Below are 25,613 nucleotides of genomic sequence, written 5' to 3'. Positions count from 1 at the left end.
CGCCCCCCTCCCCCGCCCCCCCCCCCCCCCCCCCCCCGCGGGGGGCGGCGCGCGGCCGGCGGGGGGGGGCCCCCCCCCCGGCGCCCCCCGCCCGGCGGGCGCGGGTCGTGGCGGTGGTATTCGTCTCCGCCCCCGCCCGCGCCCCAACGCGCGCCCCCCTGCTGCAGGAAACCTACGCCAACAGGATCTACGCCAAGCGCGTCGGCGACAAGGTGCGCAGCGCCATCCAGATCACCACCGCCTCCGCCATCTGCGCTGTGTTCGACATGCTGGCCGACGGCAGCTTGCCGGCGCAGGGTTTTATCAAGCAGGAAGACATCGCGCTCGACGCGTTCCTCGCCAACCGCTTCGGCAGCGCCTACGCGCAGCACGAGATGGTTAGCCGGCTTGCGGGTTAGGTGCTCGCTGACCAGAGATCGGTGGGACAGCGCCCCCCTCTGCCCTACCGGGCATCTCCCCCACTTGGGGGGAGATTGGCCGGCATCTCCGCTTTCGCCAATCTCCAACGCTTAAAGTAGGGCGGGACGGCGAGGCTGCCAATCTCCCCCCAAGTGGGGGAGATGTCCGGCAGGACAGAGGGGGGCGCGAAGGAACTCGACCGAACGAGGTTCGAATCCGCCGTGAGGCCAGCCAGCTCTCAGACGTGCAACACCCGCCCAAGCGCCTTCAGCGCCGCCTCCTGAAAACCCTCGCCCTGCGTCGGATGGGCATGGATGGTGCCGGCGATATCCTCCAGCCGCGCGCCCATTTCCAGCGCCAGGCCAAACGCCGTCGACAGTTCAGACACGCCCTGGCCGACCGCCTGGATGCCGAGCACCAAATGGTTGTCGGCGCGGGCGACAACCCGGACGAAGCCATCCTCACTCAGCTTGGTCATCGCGCGGCCGTTGGCGGCGAACGGAAACAGCCCGACCTTGATCTCGCCGCCAAGCCTCTTGGCCTCGTCCGGCGACAGGCCGGCGGTGACCAGCTCCGGATCGGTGAAGCAGATGGCGGGAATTGAGCGCTTGTCCCAGCTGCGCTTGTGGCCGGCGACGATCTCGGCGACCATTTCGCCTTGCGCCATCGCCCGGTGCGCCAGCATCGGCTCGCCGGTGACGTCGCCAATGGCAAAGATGCCGCGCATCGAGGTGCGGCACTGGTCGTCGATGCGGATGAATTTACCCGCCATATCGAGGTCGATCTGCTCCAGCCCCCAGTCTTCGACCACCGGCCTGCGCCCGACGGTGACCAGGATCCTGTCGGCAGCGATCTTGCCATCCTTGCCGATCGCCGTTTCGACCAGCAGAGCATCGCCCTTACTCGACGGGCCCTTGGCCTTGGCGCCGACAAGCACCTCGATGCCGAGTTCGGTGAGCCGCTTCACCACCGGCCGGGTCAGCTCGGCATCATATTGCGCCAGCACGCGCGGCAAGGCCTCGACCACGCTCACCTTGGCGCCCAGTTTGGCGAAGGCGATGCCGAGCTCGAGCCCGATATAGCCACCGCCGACGACGGCAAGCCTTTCCGGCACTTCGCTCAGCGCCAGCGCTTCGGTCGACGAGATCACCGCACCGCCGAACGGCAGGAACGGCAGCTCGACCGGCGCCGAGCCGGTCGCGATCACCACCATCTCGGCGCGGACCACCTGCATGCCGGTCTCGGTCTGGACCTCGACGGTCTTGCCGTCGCGGAATTTCGCCCAGCCATGCACGGTCTTGACCCCGGCCTTCTTGAGCAGGCCGGCAACGCCGCTGTTCAGCCGGCTAACGATACCGTCCTTCCAGGCGATGGTCGCTTCGAGATCAATGGACGGCGTGGCCATTGAAATGCCGAGCGGGCTCTTGCCGCTCGCCATGTGCGAGATTTTCTCGAACTCCTCGGCCGCATGGATCAGCGCCTTGGACGGAATGCAGCCGACATTGAGGCAGGTGCCGCCCGGCTTGCCGAACTCGACGATAACCGTGTCGATGCCGAGCTGGCCGGCACGGATGGCGCAGACATAGCCGCCCGGACCGGCGCCGATGACGAGCAGCTTGCAGGATATTTCCTTCATGTCGACACGCTCTTTTTGGCGAAGAAGGGCCCCCTCATCCGGCCGCTGCGCGGCCACCTTCTCCCCGGCGGGGAGAAGAGGCTTGCACCAGCCTTGGAGACCTTCTCTCCCCTCGGGGAGAGGGTGGCCGTAGCGAAGCGGAGGCCGGGTGAGGGGGCCTTTGCGACCGTTCTCATCATCTCAATCCACGAAAATCAGCGCCGGGGTCTCCAGCAGCGTCTTGATCCGCTGGATAAACACCGCGGCGTCCCAGCCGTCGATGACGCGGTGATCGAAGCTGGAGGACAGGTTCATCATCTTGCGCGGCATGAACTGGGTGCCGTCCCACACCGGCCGCACCATCATCTTGTTGACGCCGAGGATCGCCACTTCCGGATGATTGATCACCGGCGTCGTCGCCACCCCGCCCATGGCGCCGAGCGAGGTGATGGTAATCGTCGATCCCGACAGTTCGTCGCGCGCCGCCGTGCCTGACCTGGCCGCCTCGGCGAGCCTGAAAACCTCGGCGGCGCAGTCCCAGATATCGCGTGCCTCGGCGTGCTTGACCACCGGCACCACCAGCCCCGAAGGCGTCTGCGCGGCAATGCCGATATGGACGCCGCCATGCTGGTGGACGATGCCGGCCTCGTCGTCGAACAGCGCGTTGATTTTGGGCTGGTCGGCGATCGCCTTGACCATCGCCCGCATCAGGAACGGCAGCAGCGTCAGCTTCGGCCGCTCGACGCCGCCGCGCTTCTCCTTGTTGAGCGCCGCGCGCAAATCCTCCAATGCCGTGACGTCGATCTCCTCGACATAGGTAATGTGCGGGATGCGCGACTTGGCCAGCGCCATCTTCTCGGCGATCTTGCGCCTGAGCCCAATGATCTTGATGTCCTCGACCGCCTCGTTCCGGGCGAGGCCGGAGACCTTCGCAAGCTGCGGTCCGCGCGCCAGGAAGGCGTCGATGTCCTCGTGGAGAATGCGGCCGGCCGGGCCGCTTCCCCTGACCTGTCGGAGATCGACGCCGGCCTCCTTTGCCCTGAGGCGGACGGCCGGCGACGCCAGCGGCCTTTCACCTTCGGGACGCGGCGCGGCGGCGGGCGCAGGACCCCCACCCCTAACCCCTCCCCACAAGGGGGAGGGGGATTCCGTCGCCGATGCAACCTCACGCTCAGTGATTTTTCCGGGCGGGGACGGGTGCGGTGCCGCTTTGGCACTGGCTTCGGCCGCCGAAGCGCGTCCCCCTCCCCCTTGTGGGGAGGGGCCAGGGGTGGGGGTACTGCGGTCGGTAATCTTGGCGGCCGCCTCGCCGCCCGGCTCCGCAGCTGCCTTCACATTGCCCTCGCCGGCCACCTTCAAGCGTACAATGGGCGAGCCGATCGCCACCGTGTCGCCGATCTCCGCACCCAGCCAGACGATCTCGCCGTCGACTGGCGAAGGAATCTCGACCGTCGCCTTGTCGGTCATGACGGCGGCAAGCACCGCGTCCTCGCGCACGAGATCGCCGACCTTGACCTGCCATTCGACCAGTTCGGCCTCGGCGACGCCTTCGCCGACATCGGGCAGCTTGATCACATACTCGCCCATCGTCAGGTCCCCCTTACCGAGGCGTTTGCGCTGCCCCTCACCCTTGCCCATTCCAGGGCGAGCCGCTTGTCTCGCCCGTCCTTCGGACCCCCGTGAACAACGGGGAGAGGGAGATCGCCGGCGTGGCGGCCAGTCCCTTCTCCCCGTTCTGCACGGGGAGAAGGTGCCGGCAGGCGGATGAGGGGCGGCGCCACAATTGGCAATTGGTCTGAGACTCTGCCTGCCATCGTCAGGCCTCCATCGTTTCGACGAGTGCGCGGCCGAGCCTGGCCGGACCGGGAAAATAGTCCCACTCCTGCGCATGCGGATAGGGCGTGTCCCAGCCGGCGACCCGCACTACCGGCGCTTCCAGATGGTAGAAGCAGTTTTCCTGCACCAGCGCCGACAGCTCGGCGCCGAAGCCTGATGTCAGCGTCGCCTCGTGCACGATCACGCAGCGGCCTGTCCTGTTGACCGAGTCGACGATCGTCTCGAGATCGAGTGGCAGCAGCGTCCTCAGATCGATGATCTCGGCGTCGATGCCGGTCTCCTCGGCCGCCGCCTGCGCGACATAGACCATCGTGCCGTAGGCCAGCACGGTGACCGCGGCGCCCGGCCGACGGATCACCGCCCTGCCGAGCGGGACCGTGTAATGCCCGTCGGCGACCTCGCCGAGTTCGTGCTTCGACCATGGCGTCACCGGGCGCTCGTGATGGCCATCGAACGGGCCGTTGTAGAGCCGCTTCGGCTCCAGGAAGATCACCGGATCGGGATCCTCTATCGCCGCGATCAGAAGACCCTTGGCGTCATGCGGATTGGACGGCACGACGACCTTCAGGCCGGAGACATGGGTGAACAGCGCCTCCGGGCTCTGGCTGTGGGTCTGGCCACCAAAAATGCCGCCGCCGGTCGGCATCCGCACCACGATCGGGCAGGTGAAATCGCCGTTCGAGCGATAACGCAGCCGCGCCGCCTCCGAGACGACCTGGTCATAGGCCGGATAAACATAGTCGGCAAACTGCACCTCGACGCAAGGTTTCAGGCCGTAGGCGGCCATGCCGATGGCCGAGCCGACGATGCCGGCTTCGCTGATCGGCGTGTCGAAGCAGCGGCTCTTGCCGTATTTCGCCTGCAGGCCTTGGGTGCAGCGAAAGACGCCGCCGAAAAAGCCGACATCCTCGCCGAACACGATGACACGTTCGTCGCGCCCCATCGACACGTCCATGGCGTCGCGGATCGCCTCGATCATGGTCCGTCTTGGCATGGTCAGACCCCCGCCTGCTGGCGCTGGCGTCTGAGATGCGGCGGCATCTCACCATAGACGCCTTCGAACATGTCGCGCGTCGAAGGCTTGCCGCCGGCATGCAGCGTGCCGTGGCGCTCGGCCTCCCTTTGCGCCGCGATCACCGTTTCGAGGATTTCCGCCTCGGCCTGGGTGTGGCGCTCGTCCGACCAGACGCCGCGCTGGATGAGATGGTTCTTCAGCCTGACGATCGGGTCGCCGAGCGGCCAGGCGTCGGATTCGGCCTTCGGCCGGTAGGCCGACGGATCGTCGGAGCTTGAATGCGCGCCGACGCGATAGGTGACATATTCGACCAGCGTCGGCCCAAGATTTTTCCGCGCCCGCTCCGCCGCCCATTTGGCCACCGCGTGGACGGCGAGATAATCGTTGCCGTCGACCCGAAGCGACGGAATGCCAAAGCCGAGGCCGCGGGCGGCAAATGTGCCGGAGCCGCCGCGGGCGATGCCCTGGAAGGTCGAGATCGCCCACTGGTTGTTGACGACGTTGAGCACGACCGGCGCCTTGTAGGTCGAGGCGAACACCAGCGCCGAATGGAAGTCGGACTCGGCCGTCGAGCCGTCGCCGATCCAGGCGGCGGCGATCTTCGAATCATTGCTGATCGCCGAAGCCATCGCCCAGCCGACCGCCTGGATATATTGCGTCGCCAGATTGCCGGAGATCGAGAAGAAGCCGTGCTCCTTCGACGAATACATGATCGGCAGTTGCCGGCCCTTCAGCGGATCGGCCTCGTTCGAATAGATCTGGTTCATCATCGTGACCATCGGATAGCCGTCGGCGATGAGCAGGCCGGCCTGCCGATAGGTCGGAAAGTTCATGTCGCCCGGCGCCAGCGCCTTGCGGAAGGCGCAGCTCACCGCCTCTTCGCCCAGATGCTGCATGTAGAACGAGGTCTTGCCCTGGCGCTGCGCCATCTGCATGCGCGCGTCGAAGCTGCGCAGCGTCATCATATGGCGCAGGCCTTCCAGCAACTCGTCGTCGGAAAGCAGGCCGGCCCACGGCCCGACGGCTTCGCCGGCGCGGTTGAGCACGCGGATGATCGAAAACGCCAGATCACGGATATCACGCGGATCGACATCGATCTCGGGACGCGGCACCGAGCCGGCCTTGGGGATGGTCACATCAGAAAAATCCGGCGTCCCGCCCGGTCGCACCTCGGGCTCCGGCACATGGAAGCGCAACATTCCCGCATCGGCCATGACCTTCGTCCTCCCATGTTGCCCGGCCAAGATACTTGCACACCGGCAGACCAGTGCCAATTCGTCGGGCAAGGCTTCCGGCCAACCACCGCGCCGCCAGCAGCACTTGTCAGGATGAAGATATGTCAGCGAAATTTCTTGTCGATCTTCCGGCTCTGCGCGCAATTTGGCGCATGATTGCGCCGGGTTTCCCGCCAGATTGGACAATGATTAGGGATTGCGGCCTCGCGCGGCGGCGGAGCTGCCAATCTCCCCCCTTGTGGGGAAGATCATGCTCCTCATCGTTTGTCCGCAGCGATTGCCCACCTATCGTTTCACCCCGAACCCGCATCATGCTAACCCATAACCCATGGCACAGAAGAAAGGTTACGAGGTCGATTCGTGGTTGGCGCGGCCGGACCCGCGTGTCTCGATCGTCCTGCTCTACGGGCCCGACCGCGGGCTGGTCGCCGAGCGCGCCCGTGCCTTTGCCGGGAAGACCGGCCTGCCGCTCGACGATCCGTTCTCTGTGGTCAGGCTGGACGGGTCGGAAGTCGATCGCGACGAGGGCCGCCTGCTCGACGAGGCCCGCACCGTGCCGATGTTTTCGGACCGGCGCCTGCTCTGGGTGCGCAATGCGTCCGGCCAGAAGGCGCTTGCCGACGACGTCAAGGCGCTGACCGCGGAGCCGCCGCGTGACGCCATCATCCTGATCGAGGCCGGCGACCTGAAGAAGGGCGTCGGGCTGCGCGCCATTGTCGAGGCGGCGGACATTGCCATGGCGCTGCCGTGCTACGCCGACGAGGCGCGGGACATCGATACGGTCATCGACGACGAATTGCGCAAGGCCGGCATGTCGATGACGCTGGAAGCCCGCCAGGCGCTGCGCCGCAACCTCGGTGGTGACCGGCTGGCCTCGCGCGGCGAGATCGAAAAGCTGGTGCTCTATGCCCACGGCCAGAGCGAAATCGGCCTCGATGACGTCAAGGCGACGTCGGGCGACGTCTCTGGCCTGTCCTTCGATGACGCCGTCGATGCCTTGCTCGACGGCAAGGTCGGCGACTTCGACATCGCCTTCACCCGTCACTGCCAGTCCGGCGGCCAGGCATTTCTGGTGCTGTCGTCGGCGATGCGGCAGCTGCAGGCGATCCAGGCAATGCGCGGCCTGATGGACGCCGACGGCCGCAACGCCGCTTCGGTCGTCGCCGCGGCGCGCCCGCCGGTTTTTTTCACGCGGCGCAAGCTGGTCGAAAAAGCCCTCGAACGCTGGAGCAGCGAGGCGCTCGCCCGCGCGCTCAACCGCCTGCAGACGGCGGTGCTGCAGACCCGGCGCCGGCCGGACCTCGCGGTCGCGCTGGCCCGACAGGCGCTGCTCGGCATCGCCGTGGAGAGCGCAAGACTGGCGCAAAGGTAGTGGCTTGTGGGGGGCTTCGTGGAAAAGAAGAAACCAAAGTTCAGTCTGTCAGAGAGAATCAAGCTCGCATTTCGTTATGGCGATCTTAATCCGACTACTGATTCCGAGGAATTCAAACGAAGGGATGAGTTTCTCGTCAGTATCTCCGGTTACTTCGTTTTAATATTCAAACTGATGCTCGTGGGCTTCGCCATATTCGCGATTGCCGCCACAATAATCATTAATCTTCAGTGAGAGCGTCCAGCCCGGACCAATTTGGAGGCTAGTTGTCGATGCTTGCGCCGCCCCTCATTGCCCTGCCGGGCATTTCTCCCCGTAAACGGGGAGAAAGAGGGCTGACGCAGCCTCGGCACCTTTTCTGCAACGTTGGTGATTGGCGAAGCCGTCTATGACAGCCCCCTCTCCCCGTCACTATACGGGGAGAGGATGCCGGCAGGCAGGTGAGGGGCGGTGCAAACGCTGGAGCAGGTAGCCTATAAGGTCGCCGATCCTCGTCTAAAACAAGCGGGACCCGAGGCTCTTTGCCGGCTAATTACTGCTCCTGCTTCAGCCGCCGGCAAAGCTCGTCGAGCTGCTCCAGCGTCCGATAGGCGACGCTGATCACGCCGCCGCGCTCGTTGTGCTCGATCGTGACGAACATGCCGAGCGTGCCGGTCATCAGCTTCTCCAGCGCGAGGGTATCGACATCCTTCTGTGCCGGTGCTGCTGCAGGCTGTCGCTTCACCGTCGGCGCACCCGCCGGCATCTGCGCCAGCGCTTCGGCCTGGCGCACCGAAAGCCCGTCCTCGACGATGCGCTTGGCCAGGCCCGCCGGATCCTGCGCCGTCACCAATGTACGGGCATGGCCGGCCGACAGCGCGCCGTCGACCAGCATGTCGCGGATCACGTCCGGCAGCTTCAACAGCCTGAGCGTGTTGGCGACATGGCTGCGGCTCTTGCCGATCACCTGGCCGAGATCGGCCTGGGTGTAGCCGTGATCGTCGATCAGCTGCTGGTAGCCCATCGCCTCCTCGACCGGATTGAGGTCGGTGCGCTGGACGTTCTCGATGATCGCCAGCTCGAGCGCGGTGCGATCGTTGACATCGCGCACGATGATCGGGATTTCGCTCAGCCCGGCGCGCTGCGCCGCGCGCCAGCGCCGCTCGCCGGCGATGATCTCGTAGCGGCCAGCTTGTGTCGGCGATGGCCGCGCCACCACCGGCTGCACCACGCCATGTTCGCGGATCGACTGGGCAAGATCGGTCAGGTCGGCGTCGCCAAAATGCCGGCGTGGATTCTTTGGGTTCGGGCTCAGGAACTCGATCGGCACCTTGCCGTCGGCATTCATGCCCGGCTTTTCCACTGCTGCCGGACGATCGATTTCGCCGATCAGCGCCGCCAGTCCCCGGCCCAGTCTTTTTCTCGAAAGGTCTTCGCTCATCGTCTGTCCAGATCGTTTCGGTATCAATTCGGCTTCTAAGCGGCGCGCAGTTTGCGCTCGCGGCGGATCACCTCGGAGGCAAGCTGCAGATAGGCCTGGCTGCCGGAGCATTTGAGGTCGTAGAGGATCGCCGGCTTGCCGTAGGACGGCGCCTCGGAGACGCGCACATTGCGCGGGATGACGGTTTCATAGACCTTGTCGCCCATATGCGCCCGCACGTCCTGCACCACCTGGTTGGCGAGGTTGTTGCGCCCGTCGAACATGGTCAGCACGATGCCCTGGATGGTCAGCTCGGGATTGATCGAGCGGCGGACCTGCTCGACCGTTTCCAGCAGCTGGCTCAGACCTTCGAGCGCGAAGAACTCGCATTGCAGCGGCACCAGCACCGAATCGGCTGCCGCCATCGAGTTCAGCGTCAGCAGATTGAGCGACGGCGGGCAATCGATCAGCACATAGCCAAAATTCGCCGAGCGCTCGGCCGAGGCACGCAAGGCGTTGCGCAGCCGCAGCACCCGGTCTGGCGCCGAGGCGATCTCCATTTCGATGCCGAGCAGGTCGAGCGTCGACGGCACGATCGACAGTCCCGGCACCGCCGTCGGGATCGCCGCCGCCTCCAGATCGAGCTCGCCGGTCAGCACGTCATAGGAGGAAACGGTGCGGTCGCGCCGGTCAATGCCGAGACCGGTGCTGGCATTGCCTTGCGGGTCGAGATCGACGATCAGCACCCGCTCGCCGATCGCCGCCAGCGCCGTGGCCAGATTGATGGCCGTCGTCGTCTTGCCGACGCCGCCCTTCTGGTTGGCTACGGTGATGATTCGGGGGCCATTCTTCATCATGGGTCTATGCCAGAAATTCATGCCGAGGTCGCCGATCTAAGTCAGTTGGCGCAAATCAGACAGTTCGAGGATGACGCCATGAGCGTCGGTCGCGCTGGCATGTTCTACCAGATCGAACGACCATCGTTGAGCGCTTTCTGCCACCTCGCTGCGGTAATCCCGGCCTTTGTGGAACAGGCCATAGGCGCCAGCCGTCAGCCACGGCGCCGCCAGTTCGAGCAACACCGGAAGTGACGCCAGCGCTCTGGCGGTAACGATTTGAGGTGTTGAAACAAACGGATACGCGTCGTCGATGCGCCGCGCGACGACCCTGGCCGGCAGGTTGAATTGGCCGACGACCGCTTGCAGGAACGATGCCTTCTTCCGATTGCTTTCAACCAGGTCGATGCTGGCGCCGTCGCGCTCGGTAAGCAGGAACGCTAGCACCAGGCCGGGAAAACCGCCTCCGGAGCCGAGATCGAGCCAGCGCTTCGCGTCTGGTTTGATTCGCGCCAGTTGCGCGCTGTCGAGGATGTGGCGGCGCCAGACGTCGCCCTGCGTCGACTGCGCCGCCAGGTTTATCCGGCGGTTCCATTTCTGAAAGACCGTCTCGAACTCTACCAGGCGTTCGAATGTTTCACGTGAAACCGGACCGGCAGCCGATTGCAGGCTCGCCCATGAGGTAGCGCTCACGCAACATTCTTTCGCGTGGCAGCCTCGGCGTTGCGGACATGCGCAACAATGATTGCCAGTGCCGCCGGCGTCATGCCTTCCATACGCTGTGCGTCGGCTATCGAGCGCGGCTGGCGCGCCAGCATCTTTTGCTTCAGCTCGTTGGACAGGCCCGGAACGGAAGCAAAATCGAGCGACGCCGGGATCAATCGGCTCTCTTCATGCCTGATCTGCGTGACGTCGGCTTGCTGACGATCGAGATAGACCGAATATTTCGCTTCCGTTTCAAGGCGTTCAGCCGTTTTACTGTCAATTCCCGCAAACTGCGGGGCGATTCTGGCCAGCCAGGCGACGTCGACGCCGGGATAGGCCAGCAACTCATAGGCCGAGCGGCGTAGCCCGTCCCGGTTGATCACCAGCCCATGACGCGCCGCTTCATTGGGGGTCATGGTGAAGCCAAGCGCAAGGTCCCTCGCCTTTTCAAGGTTCTGCACGACGTCGCTAAACCGTTGCATCCGCTCCTGCGAGACAATCCCGAGCTTCATCGCCAACGGCGTCAGCCGCTCATCGGCGTTGTCGGCCCGCAGCGACAGCCGGAACTCGGCCCGCGAAGTGAACATCCGATACGGTTCGGCGATGCCGCGGCTGGTCAGGTCGTCGACCATCACCCCGATATAGGCCTCGGTGCGGCTGAGCACGATCTGATCGCTTGCCGACGTTTTGCGCGCGGCGTTGATGCCGGCCAGCAGCCCCTGCGCCCCGGCCTCCTCGTAACCGGTGGTGCCGTTGATCTGCCCGGCCAGAAAAAGACCGGCGATCCGCTTGGTTTCCAGCGTCGGCTTGAGCTCGCGCGGGTCGACATGGTCGTACTCGATGGCGTAGCCGGGCTGCAGCATGGTGGCGCGTTCAAGGCCCGGAATGGTTTTTAGAATGTCGAGCTGCACGTCCTGCGGCAGCGAGGTCGAAATACCGTTCGGGTAGACGGTATCGTCGTCCAGCCCTTCCGGCTCGAGGAAAATCTGGTGGCCTTCGCGATTGCCGAATTTGACGATCTTGTCCTCGATCGACGGGCAGTAACGCGGCCCCACCCCTTCGATCGAGCCGGAATACATCGCCGACCGGCCCAGATTGGCGCGGATCAGCTCGTGCGTCGCTGCCGTCGTGCGCGTGATGCCGCAATGGATCTGCGGATTGTCGATGCGGTCGGTCATCAGCGAGAACGCCACCAGCTCATCATCCGCCGCCTGGCTCTCCAGCGACGCCCAATCGATCGTGCGTCCGTCCAGCCGCGGCGGCGTGCCGGTCTTCAGCCGCCCGAGCCGGAAGCCGGCGCGGCTCATCGTCGCCGACAGGCCGAGGCTGGCCTGCTCGTTCATGCGGCCGGCAACGATCTTCCTGTCGCCGATATGGATCAGCCCGCGCAGGAAAGTGCCGGTGGTCAGCACCACGGCGCCGCAGGCGAGCCGGCGACCATCCGCCAGCAGCACCGCCGCCAAGCGCTCATTGGTGAGTTCGAGATCCAAAACCTCGCCCTCGACCACGTCGAGGCCCGCCTGTTCACGAATCGCCGCTTGCATGGCGAGCCGATAGAGTTTTCTGTCGGCTTGCGTCCGCGGCCCGCGAACTGCCGGACCCTTGCGGCGGTTGAGCAGACGGAACTGGATGCCGGCCGCATCGGCGACGCGCCCCATCAGCCCGTCCATGGCGTCGATCTCGCGGACCAGATGGCCCTTGCCGAGGCCGCCGATCGCCGGATTGCACGACATGACGCCGATTGTCTCGAAGCGCAGCGTCACCAGGGCAGTCTTCGCGCCAGCGCGCGCGGCAGCACTGGCCGCCTCGCAACCAGCATGGCCGCCGCCCACCACAACCACATCATAGTGATCGGTCATTTTAGTGTTCCAGATTCAGGTTGACCGACACATGTCCCCGTCAGGACGTGGTGTCAAGCCGGCACCTTCTCTCCCCGTATAGTGACGGGGAGAAGCGGCTAGCCGCAGCAACGACGGGTCGTTTGCAACCCTGGTGATTGGGGAAACCGTCGACGGTTGTGTCTTTCTCCCCGTCACTATACGGGGAGAAATGCCCGGCAGGGCAATGAGGGGCAGCGCTAAGTCTGAAATTCGATCCCGTCTCGGGGACCCGTGGATCGTTTCACGTGAAACAATGCCTTCGAGCTAATCGCGTGGTGTTTCACGTGAATCACCCAGAGCTGGCCGGCCCGCAATGTTTCACGTGAGTCATTTGCCGATGCAGAACTGCGTAAAGATGACGTCGAGCATGTCCTCGACATCGACCGCTCCAACAATGCGGCCAAGCCGATCCGCCGCCAGCCGCAATTCCTCAGCCCGCAGTTCCTGCCCGCGTCCATCCTCTGCCGCTGCCGCCAGCAGGAAGCGCTTCGTCTCGTTGAGCAGTTCGACGTGCCGCAGCCGCGATGGCAAGACATCGCCGGCCTGGCCGACCTGCGCTGTGGCGCGACAGTCGATCTCGGCCAGCAATTCCGCCAACCCCGTGCCATCCTTGGTCGAGATAACCGCGTCGTATCGCGCCACAAGCGATTCATCCCGCAGCAAATCGGCCTTCGTCCCGATCCTCAAGGCCGGGACATCAGGTGGTATTGCGCCGATCGGCACCGGCTCCACCATATCCTCGAGCATCAGCAACAAATCGGCAGTGCCGGCCTTGCTCCTTGCTCTTTCGATGCCGATCGCCTCAATCCTGCCGGGCGTTTCACGCAGGCCGGCGGTATCCGTCACTCTTATGCGCATCCCCTCCAGATCCAGCACCACTTCGAGCAGATCGCGGGTAGTGCCGGGCTCTTCGGTGACGATTGCCGCCTCGCGCCGGGCCAGAGCGTTGAACAGGCTCGATTTGCCGGCATTCGGCGCACCAAGAATGACGACCTCGAACCCGTCACGGATGATTTCGGCGGCCCGGAAGCCTTGGACATGACGCTCGATCTCGCCGATCATCGCGCGGACGTCGGACCAGACCGTCTCTGCAACGGAACCGGGCACATCGTCTTCGTCGGCAAAATCGATTTCTGCCTCGATCATCGCGCGCACATGAATCAGCCGACGGCGCCAGGCGAGGTAGAGCTCGCTCTGCACGCCTTCGGCATTCTGCACGGCAAAGCGCCGCTGCGCCTCGGTCTCGGCATTGACGAGATCGGCCAGCGCCTCGGTCTCGACCAGATCGACCTTGCCATTGAGAAAGGCGCGGCGGGTGAACTCGCCCGGCTCGGCATGTCTGACGCCGTCGAAGCCGGCGATCACCTCCAGCATCTTCGCCACCACGGCCCGCCCGCCATGGACGTGGAATTCGGCGACATCCTCGCCGGTAAAGCTGTTTGGGCCGGCAAAGAAAACGACCAGCCCGCTGTCGAGCACCGATCCGTCCGGCGCCCTGAACTGGCGATAGGCGGCAACACGGTTCTTGACCTTGGGGCCAGCAATCGTTTCTACGACGAATCGACTTTGCGGGCCGGAAATGCGGATCACGGCAACCCCGGCGGGCAGGCGGCCGCTCGACAGGGCAACAATGGAATTACCTGAAATCATTTGCCGACCCAGCACAACCGCCCTAGCTTCGCTTGTTCACCAACAGATTGCCGAGTTATCAACAGTGACGTTGCCCGCGAAAAACCTGCTTGCCGAAGAGGCCAGCCCCTATCTGCAGCAGCACAGCGGCAACCCCGTGCATTGGCGGGCGTGGTCGCCGGCATCGCTCGCCGAAGCAAGGGCGCTCGAGCGGCCGATCCTGCTCTCGGTCGGCTACGCCGCCTGCCACTGGTGCCATGTCATGGCGCACGAAAGTTTTGAGAACGGCGACGTCGCCGCCGTCATGAACCGTCTGTTCGTCAATATCAAGGTCGATCGCGAAGAGCGGCCGGACATCGACCAGATCTATATGGCGGCATTGTCGGCGATGGGCGAGCAGGGCGGATGGCCGCTGACCATGTTTTTGACGCCGGACGGAAAACCTTTTTGGGGCGGCACCTATTTTCCGCGCGAGGCCCGCTACGGCCGCCCGGGTTTCGTCCAGGTGCTGGAGGCGGTCGACAAGGCGTGGCGGGAGAAGAAAGAAAGCGTTAACCAAAGCGCCGCCGGCCTGACCACGCATGTCGAGGCGCGGCTGGCCGGCAGCCATGCCAAGGCGGTGCTCGACCGCGACACGCTCGCGACACTCGCCAACGGCGTCGACGGCATGATCGACAGGGATCTGGGCGGTCTGCGCGGCGCGCCCAAATTCCCCAACGCGCCGTTCATGCAGACGCTGTGGCTGTCCTGGCTGCGCGACGGCGCCACAGCCCACCGCGACGCTGTCCTGCTCAGCCTCGAAAAGATGCTGGCGGGCGGCATCTATGACCATGTCGGCGGCGGTCTTAGCCGCTATTCGACTGATGCCGAGTGGCTGGTGCCGCATTTCGAAAAGATGCTCTACGACAACGCGCAGCTCATCCGGCTGTGCAACTGGGCTTTTGCGGCGACCGGCAATGAATTGTTCCGGATACGAATCGAAGAGACGATCGACTGGCTGTTGCGCGAGATGCGCATCGATGGCGGTGCTTTCGCCGCCAGCCTCGACGCCGACAGCGAGGGTGAGGAGGGGCTGTTCTACACCTGGAGCAGGGACGAGATCGAAACTGCTCTCGGTGACGAATCGGCGTTGTTTTTCCAATACTTCACGCTTTCCAGCCCGCACGGCTGGGAGGGCAAGCCGATCATCCACCAGACTGCGGCCCAGCAAACACAAAGCGTCGCCGATCGCGTCCGGCTCATTCCGCTCACAGAAAAACTGCTGGCGGCCAGGGAGCAGCGCGTCAGGCCCGGGCGCGACGGAAAAATCCTGACCGACTGGAACGGTCTGGTGATCGCGGCTCTCGCCGAAGCCGGGCGCGCCGTGAAACGGATCGACTGGATCGAGGCGGCGGAACAGGCCTTTGCTGCCATTGCCAGCGCTGGCCGAGACGGCCGCCTGCCGCATTCGATGCTTGGCGCAAGGAAGCTGTTTCCTGCGCTGTCGAGCGATTACGCCGCCATGGCCAACGCCGCGATCTCGCTGTTCGAGGCTACCGGCACATCGAGCTATGCCGAGCTGGCCGGCCAATTCATCGCGCAGCTCGACCAATGGCATCACGACGAGGACAACACCGGCTACTATCTGACCGCGTCGGACAGCAGCGACGTGCCGATCCGCATCAGGGGCGACGCCGACGAGGCCATTCCTTCGGCCACCGCCCAGGTCATAGAGGCCATGGTTCGATTGTCGTCGCTTTCCGGCGATCTCGAATTGCAGGAAAAGACCTGGAGGATCGCCGAACACGCGGCTGGGCGGGCGGTGCATCAGGCCTATGGCCAGGCGGGAATCGTCAACGCCTGTGCCTTGGCGCTCGAGCCGTTGAAGCTGGTGCTGGTGGATAGTCCTGAAAATCCAAGGCTTGTTCCGGTTGCGAATCGAAATCCTGACCCGCGTCGGATCGACACGATCGTGCCGGTCGGATCGGCGACAAACCTGCCGATGCTGCCAGGCGGCGTTCTGCCGCCAACGAGCAAGCCAGGCGCCTGGCTGTGCACGGGGCAGGTCTGCTTGCCGGTGATAACGGACGCCGAGGAACTCGAGCGGCGGTTGCGGCGCGGATAGGAGAGGGATGCTGCGCAGATCCACCTTCTCCCACAGGGGGAGGAGGCAAGAGGCGCCAGCCCCTTACGTATTCATCGAATCGAAGAAATCCGCGTTGGTCTTGGTCTGCTTGAGCTTGTCGATGAGGAACTCGATGGCGTCGGTGGTGCCCATCGGCGCCAGGATGCGGCGCAGCACGAAGATTTTTTGCAGGTCCTGGCGGGCGACCAAAAGATCTTCCTTGCGGGTGCCGGACTTGAGGATGTCCATGGCCGGATAGATGCGCTTGTCCGCCACCTTGCGGTCGAGCACGATTTCCGAGTTGCCGGTGCCCTTGAACTCTTCGAAGATGACCTCGTCCATGCGGCTGCCGGTGTCGATCAGCGCGGTGGCGATGATGGTCAGCGAGCCGCCTTCCTCGATGTTGCGGGCGGCGCCGAAGAAGCGCTTCGGCCGCTGCAGCGCATTGGCGTCGACACCGCCGGTCAGCACCTTGCCGGATGACGGCACCACGGTGTTGTAGGCGCGGCCGAGGCGGGTGATCGAATCCAGCAGGATGACGACGTCGCGCCCGTGCTCGACCAGGCGCTTGGCCTTCTCGATCACCATTTCGGCGACCTGGACGTGGCGCACCGCCGGCTCGTCGAAGGTCGAGGAGACGACCTCGCCCTTCACCGATCGCTGCATGTCGGTGACTTCTTCCGGCCGCTCGTCGATCAACAGCACGATCAGGTAGCATTCGGGATGATTGGTGGTGATCGAATGGGCGATGTTCTGCAACAGCACCGTCTTGCCGGTGCGCGGCTGCGCCACGATCAGGGCGCGCTGGCCCTTGCCGAGCGGCGCCACCAGGTCGATGACGCGGGCCGAGATGTCCTTCGAGGTCGGAACGTCCATTTCCATCTTCAGCCGCGAGGTCGGGTAAAGCGGCGTCAGATTGTCGAAATGGATCTTGTGGCGGATCTTTTCCGGGTCGTCGAAATTGATCGTGTTGACCTTGAGCAGCGCGAAATAGCGCTCGCCCTCCTTCGGGCTGCGGATCGGGCCCTCGACCGTGTCGCCGGTCTTCAGCGAGAACCGGCGGATCTGCGACGGCGAGATATAGATATCGTCCGGGCCTGGCAGGTAATTGGCATTGGCCGAGCGCAGGAAGCCAAACCCGTCCTGCAGCACTTCGACGACCCCGTCACCGATGATCTCGATATCTTGGGTCGCCAGCCGCTTCAGGATCGCGAACATCAGTTCCTGCTTGCGCATGACACTGGCGTTCTCGACCTCGAGCGATTCGGCATAAGCGATCAGCTCTGGCGGTTTCTTGTTCTTGAACTCTGTGAGTTTCATTTCTTGCATCATTAGACGGACTCTGAGTGAGTAAGTATGGGGAAAATATCGGCGGGATGCGACAAATGCCGGGCGCGGCCGAAGCGATGAATGGGGCGGCGCATGACGGGAAGGAAGACCCGTCTTTTATCGTTGGTCGACTGAAAGAGCAAGCCGCTTGGAAGCGATCAATTGCGAATCTCGGCACCGCCCCTCAACCCGGCAGGCAGGTGAGGGGCAGCGCAAACGCCCGAAACAGACACAAATCGTCAAAACGGCTTCACGATGACCAGCACGACGATGACGATCATCAGCAATGTGGGGATCTCATTGACGATCCGCCAGTGCCGAGCCGGCTTTTCGTTGCGGTCCTCGGCGAATCTGCGTACCGCGCCGGCCAGATAGCCATGAACCGCCGAGAGCCCGAGCACCGCGGCGATCTTGGCATGCAGCCAGCCACCCTGAAATCCAAAGCCTTTCCAGGCCAGCCAGAGGCCGAACGCCCAGGTGATGATCATGGCCGGATTGATGATGCCGCGCAGCAGCCGGCGCTCCATCACTTTGAAGGTCTCCGACTGGACGGAGCCTTTTTCCGCATCGGCATGATAAACCAGCAGCCGCGGCAGATAGAGCATGCCCGCCATCCAGGAGATGACGGCGATGACATGGATCGCCTTTGCCCAGGGATAGAAATCATCCGGCCCGAACAGGAACAGAAGCGCCGCCAGGACGAGGAAGATGACGATGGCGATCGCTGCTCGACGCATCGCTGCACCACCGCTGCTGCCCGCACCACTGTTGGCGTTGTTCATGTCGGTCATCGATGCGCCCGCACCAGTTTCACCATCGCCTCGACATGCGCGATCGGCGTTTCCGGCGTGATGCCGTGGCCGAGATTGAAGACCAGCGGCCCATCGCCCAGTGCTTTCAGGATTGCGTAGACACCGTCAGAAAGCGCCTTGCCGCCGGCCACCAGCCGCAACGGATCGAGATTGCCCTGCACAGCGCCGTCGCGCTGCAGTTCCTTCGCCGTCTTCAACGGCACGGTCCAGTCGAGCCCCAGCCCGGTCACGCCGGTTTTTTGGCGATAGTTGCGGTAATGGGCGCAGGCGCCCTTGGGAAAGCCGATGATCGGAATGTCGGGATGGACGGCCCGGACCTGCCTGACGATCTCCGCCACCGGCCTGACGCAAAACGCCTCGAAAGAAACTTCGTCGAGCACGCCGGACCACGAGTCAAATATCTGCACCACATCGGCGCCGGCTTCGATCTGTCGGATCAGATAGGCAGCCGAGTGATCGGCAAGCACTTTCAGCAATTGCAGGAAAGCCGCCGGCTCGCGATAGGCAAACAGCCGTGCTGGCGCCTGGTCCGAGGTGCCGTGGCCGGCGATCATATAGGTCGCCACCGTCCACGGCGCGCCGCAGAAGCCGATCAGCGTCGTTTGATCCGGCAGTTTTGCCCGCAATCGCCTGACCGTCTCGTAGACCGGTTCGAGATTCACGTGAAACGTTTCGCCGTCGAGAGCTGCAATCTCCGTCGCCGAGATCGGCGTCAACAGCGGCCCACGGCCCTCCTCGAAGCGCACGTCGCGGCCCAGCGCATGCGGCACGACAAGGATATCGGAAAACAGGATCGAAGCATCGAAGCCGAAACGTTCGATCGGCTGCAGCGTCACTTCCATGGCAAGATCGGGATTATAGCAAAGGTCGAGGAACGATCCGGCCCGCCTGCGTGTCTCGCGATACTCCGGCAGATAGCGGCCGGCCTGACGCATCATCCAGAGCGGCGGCGGAGACAGAGCCTTGCCCTTCAACACGTCCAGCATGATGCGGTTTTCAGGCATTCAGCGCTCGCCTCTCCAGGCTTCTCTATAATTAAATATTCTATTTCTAGGAATCTTATGATTCTAAGAGTCTGTTGGTATCGGTGGTTGTCTCCTGTCCCGCCTTGCCCCGGAAAAGGCCAGCCAGCATATTGTCGCGTGCTTCTTTTGCCGGATAGGAGGAGTTTGGGGACAGTTGGAAATTCCCGACTGGGAACAATGCGTTACCGTCCGCCTGGAGAAAATGACCCTGTGGATGAGACCGAGTCAAAAAAGGCCGTCCCCGGACTTGTCCCCAGCCGCCCGACGAAGCCGGCAGCGCATCGAATTGTGGACAAACCGGCATCTGATACAGTCGCCCCGAACCGGCCGATCTTTCCGACCGACCTTATCCACATCGGCCCACAAGTTGGAACGTACCCCTGTGAACAAACCCCAGAGCTTCTTTCACCTTCACCTGATTTCCGATGCCACCGGTGAAACGCTGCTGGCGGCCGGGCGCGCGGCTTCGGCGCAATACAAGGATGCGCGCGCCATCGAGCATATCTACCCGCTCATCCGCACCGAAAAGCAGGTGACGAAAGTGTTCGAGGACATCGAGGAGGAGCCGGGCATCATCCTTTATACGGTCGTCGACCAGAAGCTCGCCCGCGGCATCGACGAACGCTGCGCCGCCATGGGCCTGCCTTGCGTCTCCGTGCTGGAACCGGTGCTGACCGTGTTCCAGTCCTATCTCGGCACGCCGGCCGGCCGCCGCGTCGGCGCCCAGCATGTGCTGGACGCCGAATATTTCCGCCGCATCGACGCACTCAACTTCACCATGGAGCATGATGACGGCCAGCTGCCTGCCAATATGGATGATGCCGACATTGTGCTGGTCGGCATTTCGCGCACCTCGAAGACGCCGACCAGCATCTATCTCGCCAATCGCGGCATCAAGACCGCCAACATCCCGATCGTGATCGGCGTGCCGGTGCCGGAAAGCCTGGTCAACGCCACGAAGCCGCTGATCGTCGGGCTGATCGCCACCGCCGAGCGCATCTCGCAGGTGCGCCAGAACCGCATCCTCGGCAACACCAGCGCCTACGAGCCGACCGACTATGTCGACCGCGCGGCGATCAGCGAGGAACTCGCCTACGCCCGCCAGATCTGCACCCGGCACGGCTGGCCGATGATCGACGTCAGCCGCCGCTCGATCGAGGAGACGGCGGCGGCGATCGTTGCCCTGCGCGGAAAGACGCGCTAGGCTTCGGGCGATTGTGCTGTGGGCGGTCCTTTCCTTCTCCCCTTGTGGGAGAAGGTGGCCTCGCGAAGCGAGGTCGGATGAGGGGTGTTCCAGCTTGGCACCGACGGCGATCCTTCCAACACCCCTCAACCGTCTTGGCGCTGCGCGCCAATCCACCTTCTCCCACAAGGGGAGAAGGAAAGATCAGGCGATAAAAATGACCGAAAAAATCATCCTTGCCTCGGGCAGCCCGTTCCGCAAGGCGTTGCTTGTCCATGCCGGCGTGCCGGTCGAGGCGGTTCCGGCGGCAGTCGACGAGCGCGCCCTCGAAGCACCCTTGCAGGGCAGCGGTATCTCGCCAGAGGACGTCGCCCTGGTGCTGGCCGAGGCCAAGGCCACCGAGGTCAGCGAACGAAAGCCCGGCGCCCTGGTGCTCGGCTGCGACCAGACGCTGTCGCTCGGCGACGAAGTGTTTCATAAGCCGGCCGACATGGAAGCCGCCCGCCGCCATCTCCTGGCGCTGTCGGGCAGGACCCATCAACTCAACAGCGCCGTGGTGATGGCCCGCGACGGCGCAGTTCTGTGGGGGCATGTCGGCGTCGCCAGCCTGACCATGCGAAAGCTCGATCCGGCCTTCATCGGCCGCCATCTGGCGCGGGTCGGCGCCAAGGCGCTGTCCAGCGTCGGCGCCTACCAGATCGAAGGCGAGGGCATCCAGCTGTTCGAAAGAGTAGAGGGCGACTATTTCACCATTGTTGGCCTGCCGCTTCTGCCTGTCCTGGCCAAGCTGCGCGAGTTCGGAGCCATCGATGGCTGAGGCCGCGAAAAAGGCCTTCGTCACCGGTCATCCGGTCGCGCATTCGCGGTCGCCGAAGATCCACGCCTACTGGCTGGCGAAATACGGCATCGACGGCAGCTACCGGGCGATCGACGTTGCGCCGGAGGCTTTTGCCGAATTCGTCGAAACACTTGAGGCGAATGGCTATCGTGGCGGCAACGTCACCATCCCGCACAAGGAGGCCGCCTTCGCGCTGGCGGCGCGCCGCGACGACGCGGCCGAACAGATCGGCGCCGTCAACACGCTGTGGCTCGAGGGGGGAATTTTGTACGGCGGCAACACCGACGCCCATGGCTTTTCCGCCAATCTCGACGAGCATGCGACGGGCTGGGCCGCAAACGGCCCAGCGGTGGTGCTTGGCGCCGGCGGCGCCGCCCGCGCGGTCATCCATGCGCTCAAGCAGCGCGGCATCAGTGACATCCGCATCGTCAACCGGACGCTCGCCCGAGCCGAGGAGCTGCGCCACCGCTTCGGCGCCGGGGTCTCGGCCCACGGCACGGCGGCGACCCGCGAGCTGCTTGCCGATGCCGGCCTGCTGGTCAACACGTCAGCGCTCGGCATGCACGGCAATGAAGGCCTGTCCGCCGATCCGGCCAGGCTGCCGGACCATGCCATCGTCACCGACATTGTCTATGTGCCGCTGGAAACCCCGTTGCTGGCCGCCGCCAAGGCGCGCGGCCTGAAAGCCGTCGACGGGCTCGGCATGCTGCTGCACCAGGCGGTGCCTGGCTTCGAGCGCTGGTTCGGCATCAGGCCCGAGGTCACTGCCGAATTGCGGCAGATGATCGTCGCCGATCTCGGCGCCAGGGAGTAAAAAAACATGATCGTGCTCGGCCTCACCGGATCGATCGGCATGGGCAAGTCGACGACGGCCAGGATGTTTGCCGAGGCCGGCGTGCCTGTCCACGATTCGGACGAGGCGGTGCATCGCCTCTACGCCGGCAAGGCGGCTCCGCTGGTCGAGGCGGCGTTTCCCGGAACGGCGAAATCCGGCTCCGTCGATCGCACGAGGCTGGCCGAGCGGGTGCTCGGTGATGCAGCTGCACTGAAACGGCTGGAAGCGATCATCCACCCACTGGTCCGCGCCGACGCCGACGCTTTCCTGGCCAGACACCGGGCCGCCGGCGCGCCGCTTGTCGTTGTCGACATCCCGCTGCTGTTCGAAACCGGCGGCCGCGACCGTGTCGACAAGGTCGTGGTCGTCACCGCGTCGCCCGACATCCAGCGCGCCCGCGTGCTGGCGCGGCCGGGCATGAGCGAGGAGAAACTGGCGTCGATCCTGGCCAGGCAGGTTCCCGACGCCGAAAAGCGTGAAGCGGCCGATTTCATCATCGACACCGGACAGGGTTTTGATGCGGCGCGCGCGGCGGTCAATGCGATCGTCGCGAAACTGGTCGGGGATAAAGCCGGCAAGCCTGCTTAACGGCGCTTGCGCCCGGCGTAATATGTTGCCAATTTGTTCCCATCATGATTCGGCTGGACTAACGCCGGACCCAACGGACTGATTCGATGCGCGAGATCATCTTCGATACGGAAACCACCGGCCTCGATTTCCGCGACGACCGCGTCATCGAGCTTGGCTGCATCGAGCTGGTCAACCGTTTCCCGACCGGCCGCACCTTCCACCACTACCTCAATCCGCAGGGACGACCGATCCATGCCGAGGCACAGGCCGTTCATGGCATCAGCGCCGCCGACCTGATGGGCAAGCCGACCTTCAGCGACATCGCCGAGGAGTTCCTTGCCTTCATCGACGGCGCCAAGCTGGTCGCCCACAATGCGACTTTCGACATCGCTTTCCTCAATGTCGAATTCGGCCGGCTTGGGCACCCGGTCGTTGACCCCGGACTTGTCGTCGACACGCTGGCGCTGGCGCGCCGCAAGCATCCGATGGGCCCCAATTCGCTGGACGCGCTGTGCCGGCGCTACGGCATCGATAATGCCCGCCGCACCAAGCACGGCGCGCTGCTCGATTCGGAATTGCTGGCCGAGGTCTATATCGAGCTCATCGGCGGCAAGCAGGCGGCGCTCATCCTCGACAGTGCCACGGCGCCGGCCGGCGGCAGGAGAAACGTCGACGACATCGACATCAGCATCGCCGCGCGGCCGATAGCGCTGCCGTCTCGCCTGACCGAAGCAGAGCGCGCCGCGCACGCGAGCATGGTCAGTACATTAGGCGAAAAGGCGCTCTGGCTGCGCGTCGCTCGGGAAGCGAGTTCTGCGGCATAGCGATTTTGGCGGGGGCGCTGTCCCGCCGGCGTCCCAAAGAAAAAAACCCGGCTTCGCGCCGGGTTTTTCAATGTCTGCTCTGCAGCCTTCTCAGCTCGCCTTGACCTTGCTGGCGGCCTGGTCCTCGGCCAGCTTCTGCTGGAACATCTGCGCGAAATCGATCGGATCGAGCATCAGCGGCGGGAAGCCGCCATTGCGCGTCGCCTCGGCGATGATCTGCCTGGCGAACGGGAACAGCAGCCGCGGGCATTCGATGAACAGCAGCGGCAGCATGTGCTCCTGCGGGAAGCCGCTGATGGCGAACACACCGCCATAGACCAGCTCGACGTTGAACAGCACTTCCTTGTCGAAGGACGCCTTGGCGTTCAGCGTCAGATTGACGTCGAACTGCTTGTCCGAAAGCGGGTTGGCGTTGACATTGACGTTGATGGCGATGCCGGGAGCCTTGTCGCGGCCGCGCAGCGAATTCGGCGCGCCGGGGCTTTCGAAGGAAAGGTCCTTCACATATTGGGCAAGCACGTTGAGCGAAGGCTGCGTCGCGTCGCCGTTGCCACTGGCCGCGCCGGTCGGCGCGTCGTCTTTGCTGGCCATAAGCCTTTGTCCTTTTGCCTCGGCAGCGTTGCTGACCGGATTGAAATCGGGCGTTCGCTACCATGGCCGGCATGACAAGACAAGGTTTGCGCGCTTTGCTTTCCCCTTCTCCCACAAGGGGAGAAGGGAGAGCTGCGCCGGGCTACTCGTCCTCGAGGCGATCTACTCGTCCTTGAGGCGGCGCCAGGGGGAATTGGGATCCGGGCCGTGCTCGTCGCCGCGCGAATAGTCGCTGTCGTCGAGGTCGATGGTCTTGTCGCGTTGCCGGGCCCGGAATCCGCCGGTGCCGAAACTGGTGGCCATCACGATGCGGCCTTTCAGCCGGCGCCAGGCGAGGTCGCGGACCGGCGGCAGCAACAGCAGAATGGCTAAAATGTCAGTGATGAAGCCGGGAATGATGAGCAGGATCGCCGCCAGCACGATCATGGCGCCATGCGCGAGCTGACGGCTTGGATCACGTCCGGCGTCCATTTCAGCACGGACCCGGGTCATGACGCCGAACCCCTGGTATCGCAACAACAGCCCGCCGGCGATGCTCGAAGCCAGCACCAGGCCGACCGTCGCCAGGGCGCCGACCTGGCGGCCGACAACGACGAAACCGGCGATCTCCAACAGCGGAAGCGCGAGGATGAACAGGGGAAGCAGCGGAATGCGCAAATCTTGACCGATCGTTTCGATGTTTTGCCGGCAGGCGGGCAATCGCCGCTGGCACTGAACCTTTTAGATAGGTATGGCTGCCTTTAATTTGAATGATTGCAGCTTGCGTTCTATATGCTTTGGATGTTGAACGCTATGCGACCGCAGCCATTGCCTGGCCGGGCGGTCCGGCCGGAGTAGGGATTGATTGGCGGAAGATATGGGATTCTTCGACTTCGGCACGATTTTCTTTCTGGTTGCGGCGGTTGTGATCTTTTTCCAGCTGCGCAATGTGCTCGGCCGCCGCACCGGCAGCGAGCGCCCGCCGTTCGATCCCTATACGGCGGGCCGCACCCGCGACGACGCCCAAAAACCCGAGAATGTGGTCTCGCTGCCGCGCAAGCGAGCGCCGGGAGAGCCGGCAATCGACGCCTATGCGGCGATCGACGCCTTCGCCAAGCCTGACACCGATCTCAACAAGGGCCTGCGCACGATCAAGGACAATGATCCGGCATTCGACCCCAAGACCTTCGTCGACGGCGCCAAGATGGCCTATGAGATGATCGTCATGGCCTATGCCGATGGCGATCGCAAGACGTTGAAGAACCTGTTGTCGCGCGAGGTCTATGACGGCTTTGTCGCGGCGATCGGCGACCGCGAGGCGAAGTCGGAAAAGATCCAGTCCTCCTTCGTCGGCATCGACAAGGCCGACATCGTTTCCGCCGAGATGAAGGGCAGCGAGGCGCATATCACGCTGCGCATCGTCAGCGAACTGATTTCGGCAACGCGCGACAAGGCCGGCGCCGTCATCGACGGCGATCCCGAAACCGTCGCCGAGGTCAAGGACGTCTGGACCTTCGCCCGCGATACGCGCTCGCGCGACCCGAACTGGAAGCTCGTCGCCACCGAAGAAGAAGACTGAGCCCGGACCACGGCGGGGTCTGT

At 64.1% G+C, this 25,613-nt stretch carries 22 protein-coding genes and 1 pseudogene; 9 read left to right on the top strand and 14 right to left on the bottom strand.

Annotated elements, in window-relative coordinates:
* Positions 1-398: pseudogene (locus AC0L2B_RS14950) on the top strand (hypothetical protein); the annotation flags it as partial.
* Positions 399-637: 239 nt separating this feature from the next.
* Here AC0L2B_RS14950 and lpdA read toward each other — a convergent pair.
* The 4 genes from lpdA to AC0L2B_RS14930 form a co-directional block, all read right to left on the bottom strand.
* Entirely contained in the window at positions 638-2,035 is a 1,398-nt protein-coding gene (gene lpdA / locus AC0L2B_RS14945; RefSeq protein ID WP_473745879.1) for a dihydrolipoyl dehydrogenase, read from the bottom strand.
* A gap of 180 nt (positions 2,036-2,215) precedes the next feature.
* On the bottom strand, positions 2,216-3,601 hold the full coding sequence (locus AC0L2B_RS14940) for a dihydrolipoamide acetyltransferase family protein (RefSeq protein WP_473745877.1): 1,386 nt from the start codon (positions 3,599-3,601) through the stop codon (positions 2,216-2,218).
* A 229-nt stretch (positions 3,602-3,830) separates the two neighbouring features.
* Entirely contained in the window at positions 3,831-4,844 is a 1,014-nt protein-coding gene (locus tag AC0L2B_RS14935) for an alpha-ketoacid dehydrogenase subunit beta (RefSeq protein WP_473745876.1), read from the bottom strand.
* Between the two features lie 2 nt (positions 4,845-4,846).
* On the bottom strand, positions 4,847-6,079 hold the full coding sequence (locus tag AC0L2B_RS14930) for a 3-methyl-2-oxobutanoate dehydrogenase (2-methylpropanoyl-transferring) subunit alpha (protein ID WP_128176560.1): 1,233 nt from the start codon (positions 6,077-6,079) through the stop codon (positions 4,847-4,849).
* Between the two features lie 349 nt (positions 6,080-6,428).
* Here AC0L2B_RS14930 and holA point away from each other — a divergent pair, with 349 nt between their 5' ends.
* Entirely contained in the window at positions 6,429-7,472 is a 1,044-nt protein-coding gene (gene holA, locus AC0L2B_RS14925) for a DNA polymerase III subunit delta (protein ID WP_473745875.1), read from the top strand.
* 532 nt (positions 7,473-8,004) lie between these two features.
* Here holA and AC0L2B_RS14920 read toward each other — a convergent pair.
* The 5 genes from AC0L2B_RS14920 to mnmE form a co-directional block, all read right to left on the bottom strand.
* The gene (locus AC0L2B_RS14920) at positions 8,005-8,892 is read right to left on the bottom strand and encodes a ParB/RepB/Spo0J family partition protein (protein WP_473745874.1); all 888 of its coding nucleotides are present in this window, start codon (positions 8,890-8,892) and stop codon (positions 8,005-8,007) included.
* 35 nt (positions 8,893-8,927) lie between these two features.
* Positions 8,928-9,728 (bottom strand): ParA family protein, encoded by an 801-nt coding sequence (locus AC0L2B_RS14915; protein ID WP_084646769.1) that lies wholly within the window; start codon positions 9,726-9,728, stop codon positions 8,928-8,930.
* Positions 9,729-9,764: 36 nt separating this feature from the next.
* Complete coding sequence (gene rsmG, locus AC0L2B_RS14910; RefSeq protein ID WP_473745873.1) at positions 9,765-10,400, bottom strand: 16S rRNA (guanine(527)-N(7))-methyltransferase RsmG; 636 nt, start codon at positions 10,398-10,400, stop codon at positions 9,765-9,767.
* Positions 10,397-12,271, bottom strand: a complete 1,875-nt coding sequence (gene mnmG / locus AC0L2B_RS14905; protein WP_473745872.1) for a tRNA uridine-5-carboxymethylaminomethyl(34) synthesis enzyme MnmG — start codon at positions 12,269-12,271, stop codon at positions 10,397-10,399. The genes rsmG and mnmG overlap by 4 nt, the downstream gene beginning before the upstream one ends.
* A gap of 348 nt (positions 12,272-12,619) precedes the next feature.
* Positions 12,620-13,942 (bottom strand): tRNA uridine-5-carboxymethylaminomethyl(34) synthesis GTPase MnmE, encoded by a 1,323-nt coding sequence (gene mnmE / locus AC0L2B_RS14900; RefSeq protein WP_473745871.1) that lies wholly within the window; start codon positions 13,940-13,942, stop codon positions 12,620-12,622.
* A 64-nt stretch (positions 13,943-14,006) separates the two neighbouring features.
* On the opposite strand from mnmE, the gene AC0L2B_RS14895 reads away from it, so the two are divergent.
* Positions 14,007-16,025, top strand: a complete 2,019-nt coding sequence (locus AC0L2B_RS14895; RefSeq protein WP_473745870.1) for a thioredoxin domain-containing protein — start codon at positions 14,007-14,009, stop codon at positions 16,023-16,025.
* A 63-nt stretch (positions 16,026-16,088) separates the two neighbouring features.
* On the opposite strand, the gene rho is transcribed toward AC0L2B_RS14895, so the two are convergent.
* The 3 genes from rho to hemE form a co-directional block, all read right to left on the bottom strand.
* Complete coding sequence (gene rho, locus AC0L2B_RS14890) at positions 16,089-17,354, bottom strand: transcription termination factor Rho (RefSeq protein WP_027153631.1); 1,266 nt, start codon at positions 17,352-17,354, stop codon at positions 16,089-16,091.
* A 239-nt stretch (positions 17,355-17,593) separates the two neighbouring features.
* A complete protein-coding gene (gene hemJ / locus AC0L2B_RS14885) occupies positions 17,594-18,145 on the bottom strand; it encodes a protoporphyrinogen oxidase HemJ (protein ID WP_287065686.1) in 552 nt (183 codons plus the stop codon).
* Positions 18,142-19,170 carry a uroporphyrinogen decarboxylase gene (hemE, locus tag AC0L2B_RS14880; RefSeq protein WP_473745869.1) on the bottom strand — a complete coding sequence of 343 codons (1,029 nt, stop codon included), beginning with the start codon at positions 19,168-19,170 and terminating at the stop codon, positions 18,142-18,144. Before hemE ends, hemJ begins: the two co-directional genes overlap by 4 nt.
* A gap of 403 nt (positions 19,171-19,573) precedes the next feature.
* On the opposite strand from hemE, the gene AC0L2B_RS14875 reads away from it, so the two are divergent.
* The 5 genes from AC0L2B_RS14875 (at position 19,574) to dnaQ (ending at position 23,441) form a co-directional block, all read left to right on the top strand.
* On the top strand, positions 19,574-20,395 hold the full coding sequence (locus tag AC0L2B_RS14875) for a pyruvate, water dikinase regulatory protein (RefSeq protein ID WP_023802686.1): 822 nt from the start codon (positions 19,574-19,576) through the stop codon (positions 20,393-20,395).
* 196 nt (positions 20,396-20,591) lie between these two features.
* Positions 20,592-21,191, top strand: coding sequence for a Maf-like protein (locus AC0L2B_RS14870; RefSeq protein WP_473745868.1), 600 nt, complete (start codon positions 20,592-20,594; stop codon positions 21,189-21,191).
* Entirely contained in the window at positions 21,184-22,026 is an 843-nt protein-coding gene (locus AC0L2B_RS14865) for a shikimate dehydrogenase (protein ID WP_473745867.1), read from the top strand. Before AC0L2B_RS14870 ends, AC0L2B_RS14865 begins: the two co-directional genes overlap by 8 nt.
* A gap of 6 nt (positions 22,027-22,032) precedes the next feature.
* Positions 22,033-22,635: a dephospho-CoA kinase gene (gene coaE / locus AC0L2B_RS14860; RefSeq protein WP_473745866.1), complete on the top strand. Its 603-nt coding sequence runs from the start codon at positions 22,033-22,035 to the stop codon at positions 22,633-22,635.
* A gap of 86 nt (positions 22,636-22,721) precedes the next feature.
* Positions 22,722-23,441, top strand: a complete 720-nt coding sequence (dnaQ, locus tag AC0L2B_RS14855; RefSeq protein WP_473745865.1) for a DNA polymerase III subunit epsilon — start codon at positions 22,722-22,724, stop codon at positions 23,439-23,441.
* A gap of 90 nt (positions 23,442-23,531) precedes the next feature.
* Here dnaQ and secB read toward each other — a convergent pair whose 3' ends face one another.
* Both secB and AC0L2B_RS14845 read right to left on the bottom strand, forming a co-directional pair.
* Positions 23,532-24,032, bottom strand: a complete 501-nt coding sequence (gene secB / locus AC0L2B_RS14850; RefSeq protein WP_023802681.1) for a protein-export chaperone SecB — start codon at positions 24,030-24,032, stop codon at positions 23,532-23,534.
* 162 nt (positions 24,033-24,194) lie between these two features.
* Entirely contained in the window at positions 24,195-24,689 is a 495-nt protein-coding gene (locus AC0L2B_RS14845) for an FxsA family protein (protein WP_473745863.1), read from the bottom strand.
* 199 nt (positions 24,690-24,888) lie between these two features.
* On the opposite strand from AC0L2B_RS14845, the gene AC0L2B_RS14840 reads away from it, so the two are divergent.
* Positions 24,889-25,590 carry a Tim44/TimA family putative adaptor protein gene (locus AC0L2B_RS14840; protein ID WP_473511822.1) on the top strand — a complete coding sequence of 234 codons (702 nt, stop codon included), beginning with the start codon at positions 24,889-24,891 and terminating at the stop codon, positions 25,588-25,590.
* Positions 25,591-25,613: the final 23 nt, after the last annotated feature.

The organism is Mesorhizobium sp. WSM4815 (assembly GCF_055811575.1).
Note: the sequence above shows the minus strand (reverse complement) of the source record. Positions and strands in the feature narration are given on the sequence as shown.

Coding starts and splice junctions, on each gene's coding strand:
- lpdA (WP_473745879.1), bottom strand. CDS start 2,035: ATGAAGGAAATATCCTGCAAGCTGCTCGTCATCGGCGCCGGTCCGGGC.
- AC0L2B_RS14940 (WP_473745877.1), bottom strand. CDS start 3,601: ATGGGCGAGTATGTGATCAAGCTGCCCGATGTCGGCGAAGGCGTCGCC.
- AC0L2B_RS14935 (WP_473745876.1), bottom strand. CDS start 4,844: ATGCCAAGACGGACCATGATCGAGGCGATCCGCGACGCCATGGACGTG.
- AC0L2B_RS14930 (WP_128176560.1), bottom strand. CDS start 6,079: ATGGCCGATGCGGGAATGTTGCGCTTCCATGTGCCGGAGCCCGAGGTG.
- holA (WP_473745875.1), top strand. CDS start 6,429: ATGGCACAGAAGAAAGGTTACGAGGTCGATTCGTGGTTGGCGCGGCCG.
- AC0L2B_RS14920 (WP_473745874.1), bottom strand. CDS start 8,892: ATGAGCGAAGACCTTTCGAGAAAAAGACTGGGCCGGGGACTGGCGGCG.
- AC0L2B_RS14915 (WP_084646769.1), bottom strand. CDS start 9,728: ATGATGAAGAATGGCCCCCGAATCATCACCGTAGCCAACCAGAAGGGC.
- mnmG (WP_473745872.1), bottom strand. CDS start 12,271: ATGACCGATCACTATGATGTGGTTGTGGTGGGCGGCGGCCATGCTGGT.
- mnmE (WP_473745871.1), bottom strand. CDS start 13,942: ATGATTTCAGGTAATTCCATTGTTGCCCTGTCGAGCGGCCGCCTGCCC.
- rho (WP_027153631.1), bottom strand. CDS start 17,354: ATGCAAGAAATGAAACTCACAGAGTTCAAGAACAAGAAACCGCCAGAG.
- hemJ (WP_287065686.1), bottom strand. CDS start 18,145: ATGACCGACATGAACAACGCCAACAGTGGTGCGGGCAGCAGCGGTGGT.
- hemE (WP_473745869.1), bottom strand. CDS start 19,170: ATGCCTGAAAACCGCATCATGCTGGACGTGTTGAAGGGCAAGGCTCTG.
- AC0L2B_RS14870 (WP_473745868.1), top strand. CDS start 20,592: ATGACCGAAAAAATCATCCTTGCCTCGGGCAGCCCGTTCCGCAAGGCG.
- AC0L2B_RS14865 (WP_473745867.1), top strand. CDS start 21,184: ATGGCTGAGGCCGCGAAAAAGGCCTTCGTCACCGGTCATCCGGTCGCG.
- coaE (WP_473745866.1), top strand. CDS start 22,033: ATGATCGTGCTCGGCCTCACCGGATCGATCGGCATGGGCAAGTCGACG.
- dnaQ (WP_473745865.1), top strand. CDS start 22,722: ATGCGCGAGATCATCTTCGATACGGAAACCACCGGCCTCGATTTCCGC.
- secB (WP_023802681.1), bottom strand. CDS start 24,032: ATGGCCAGCAAAGACGACGCGCCGACCGGCGCGGCCAGTGGCAACGGC.
- AC0L2B_RS14840 (WP_473511822.1), top strand. CDS start 24,889: ATGGGATTCTTCGACTTCGGCACGATTTTCTTTCTGGTTGCGGCGGTT.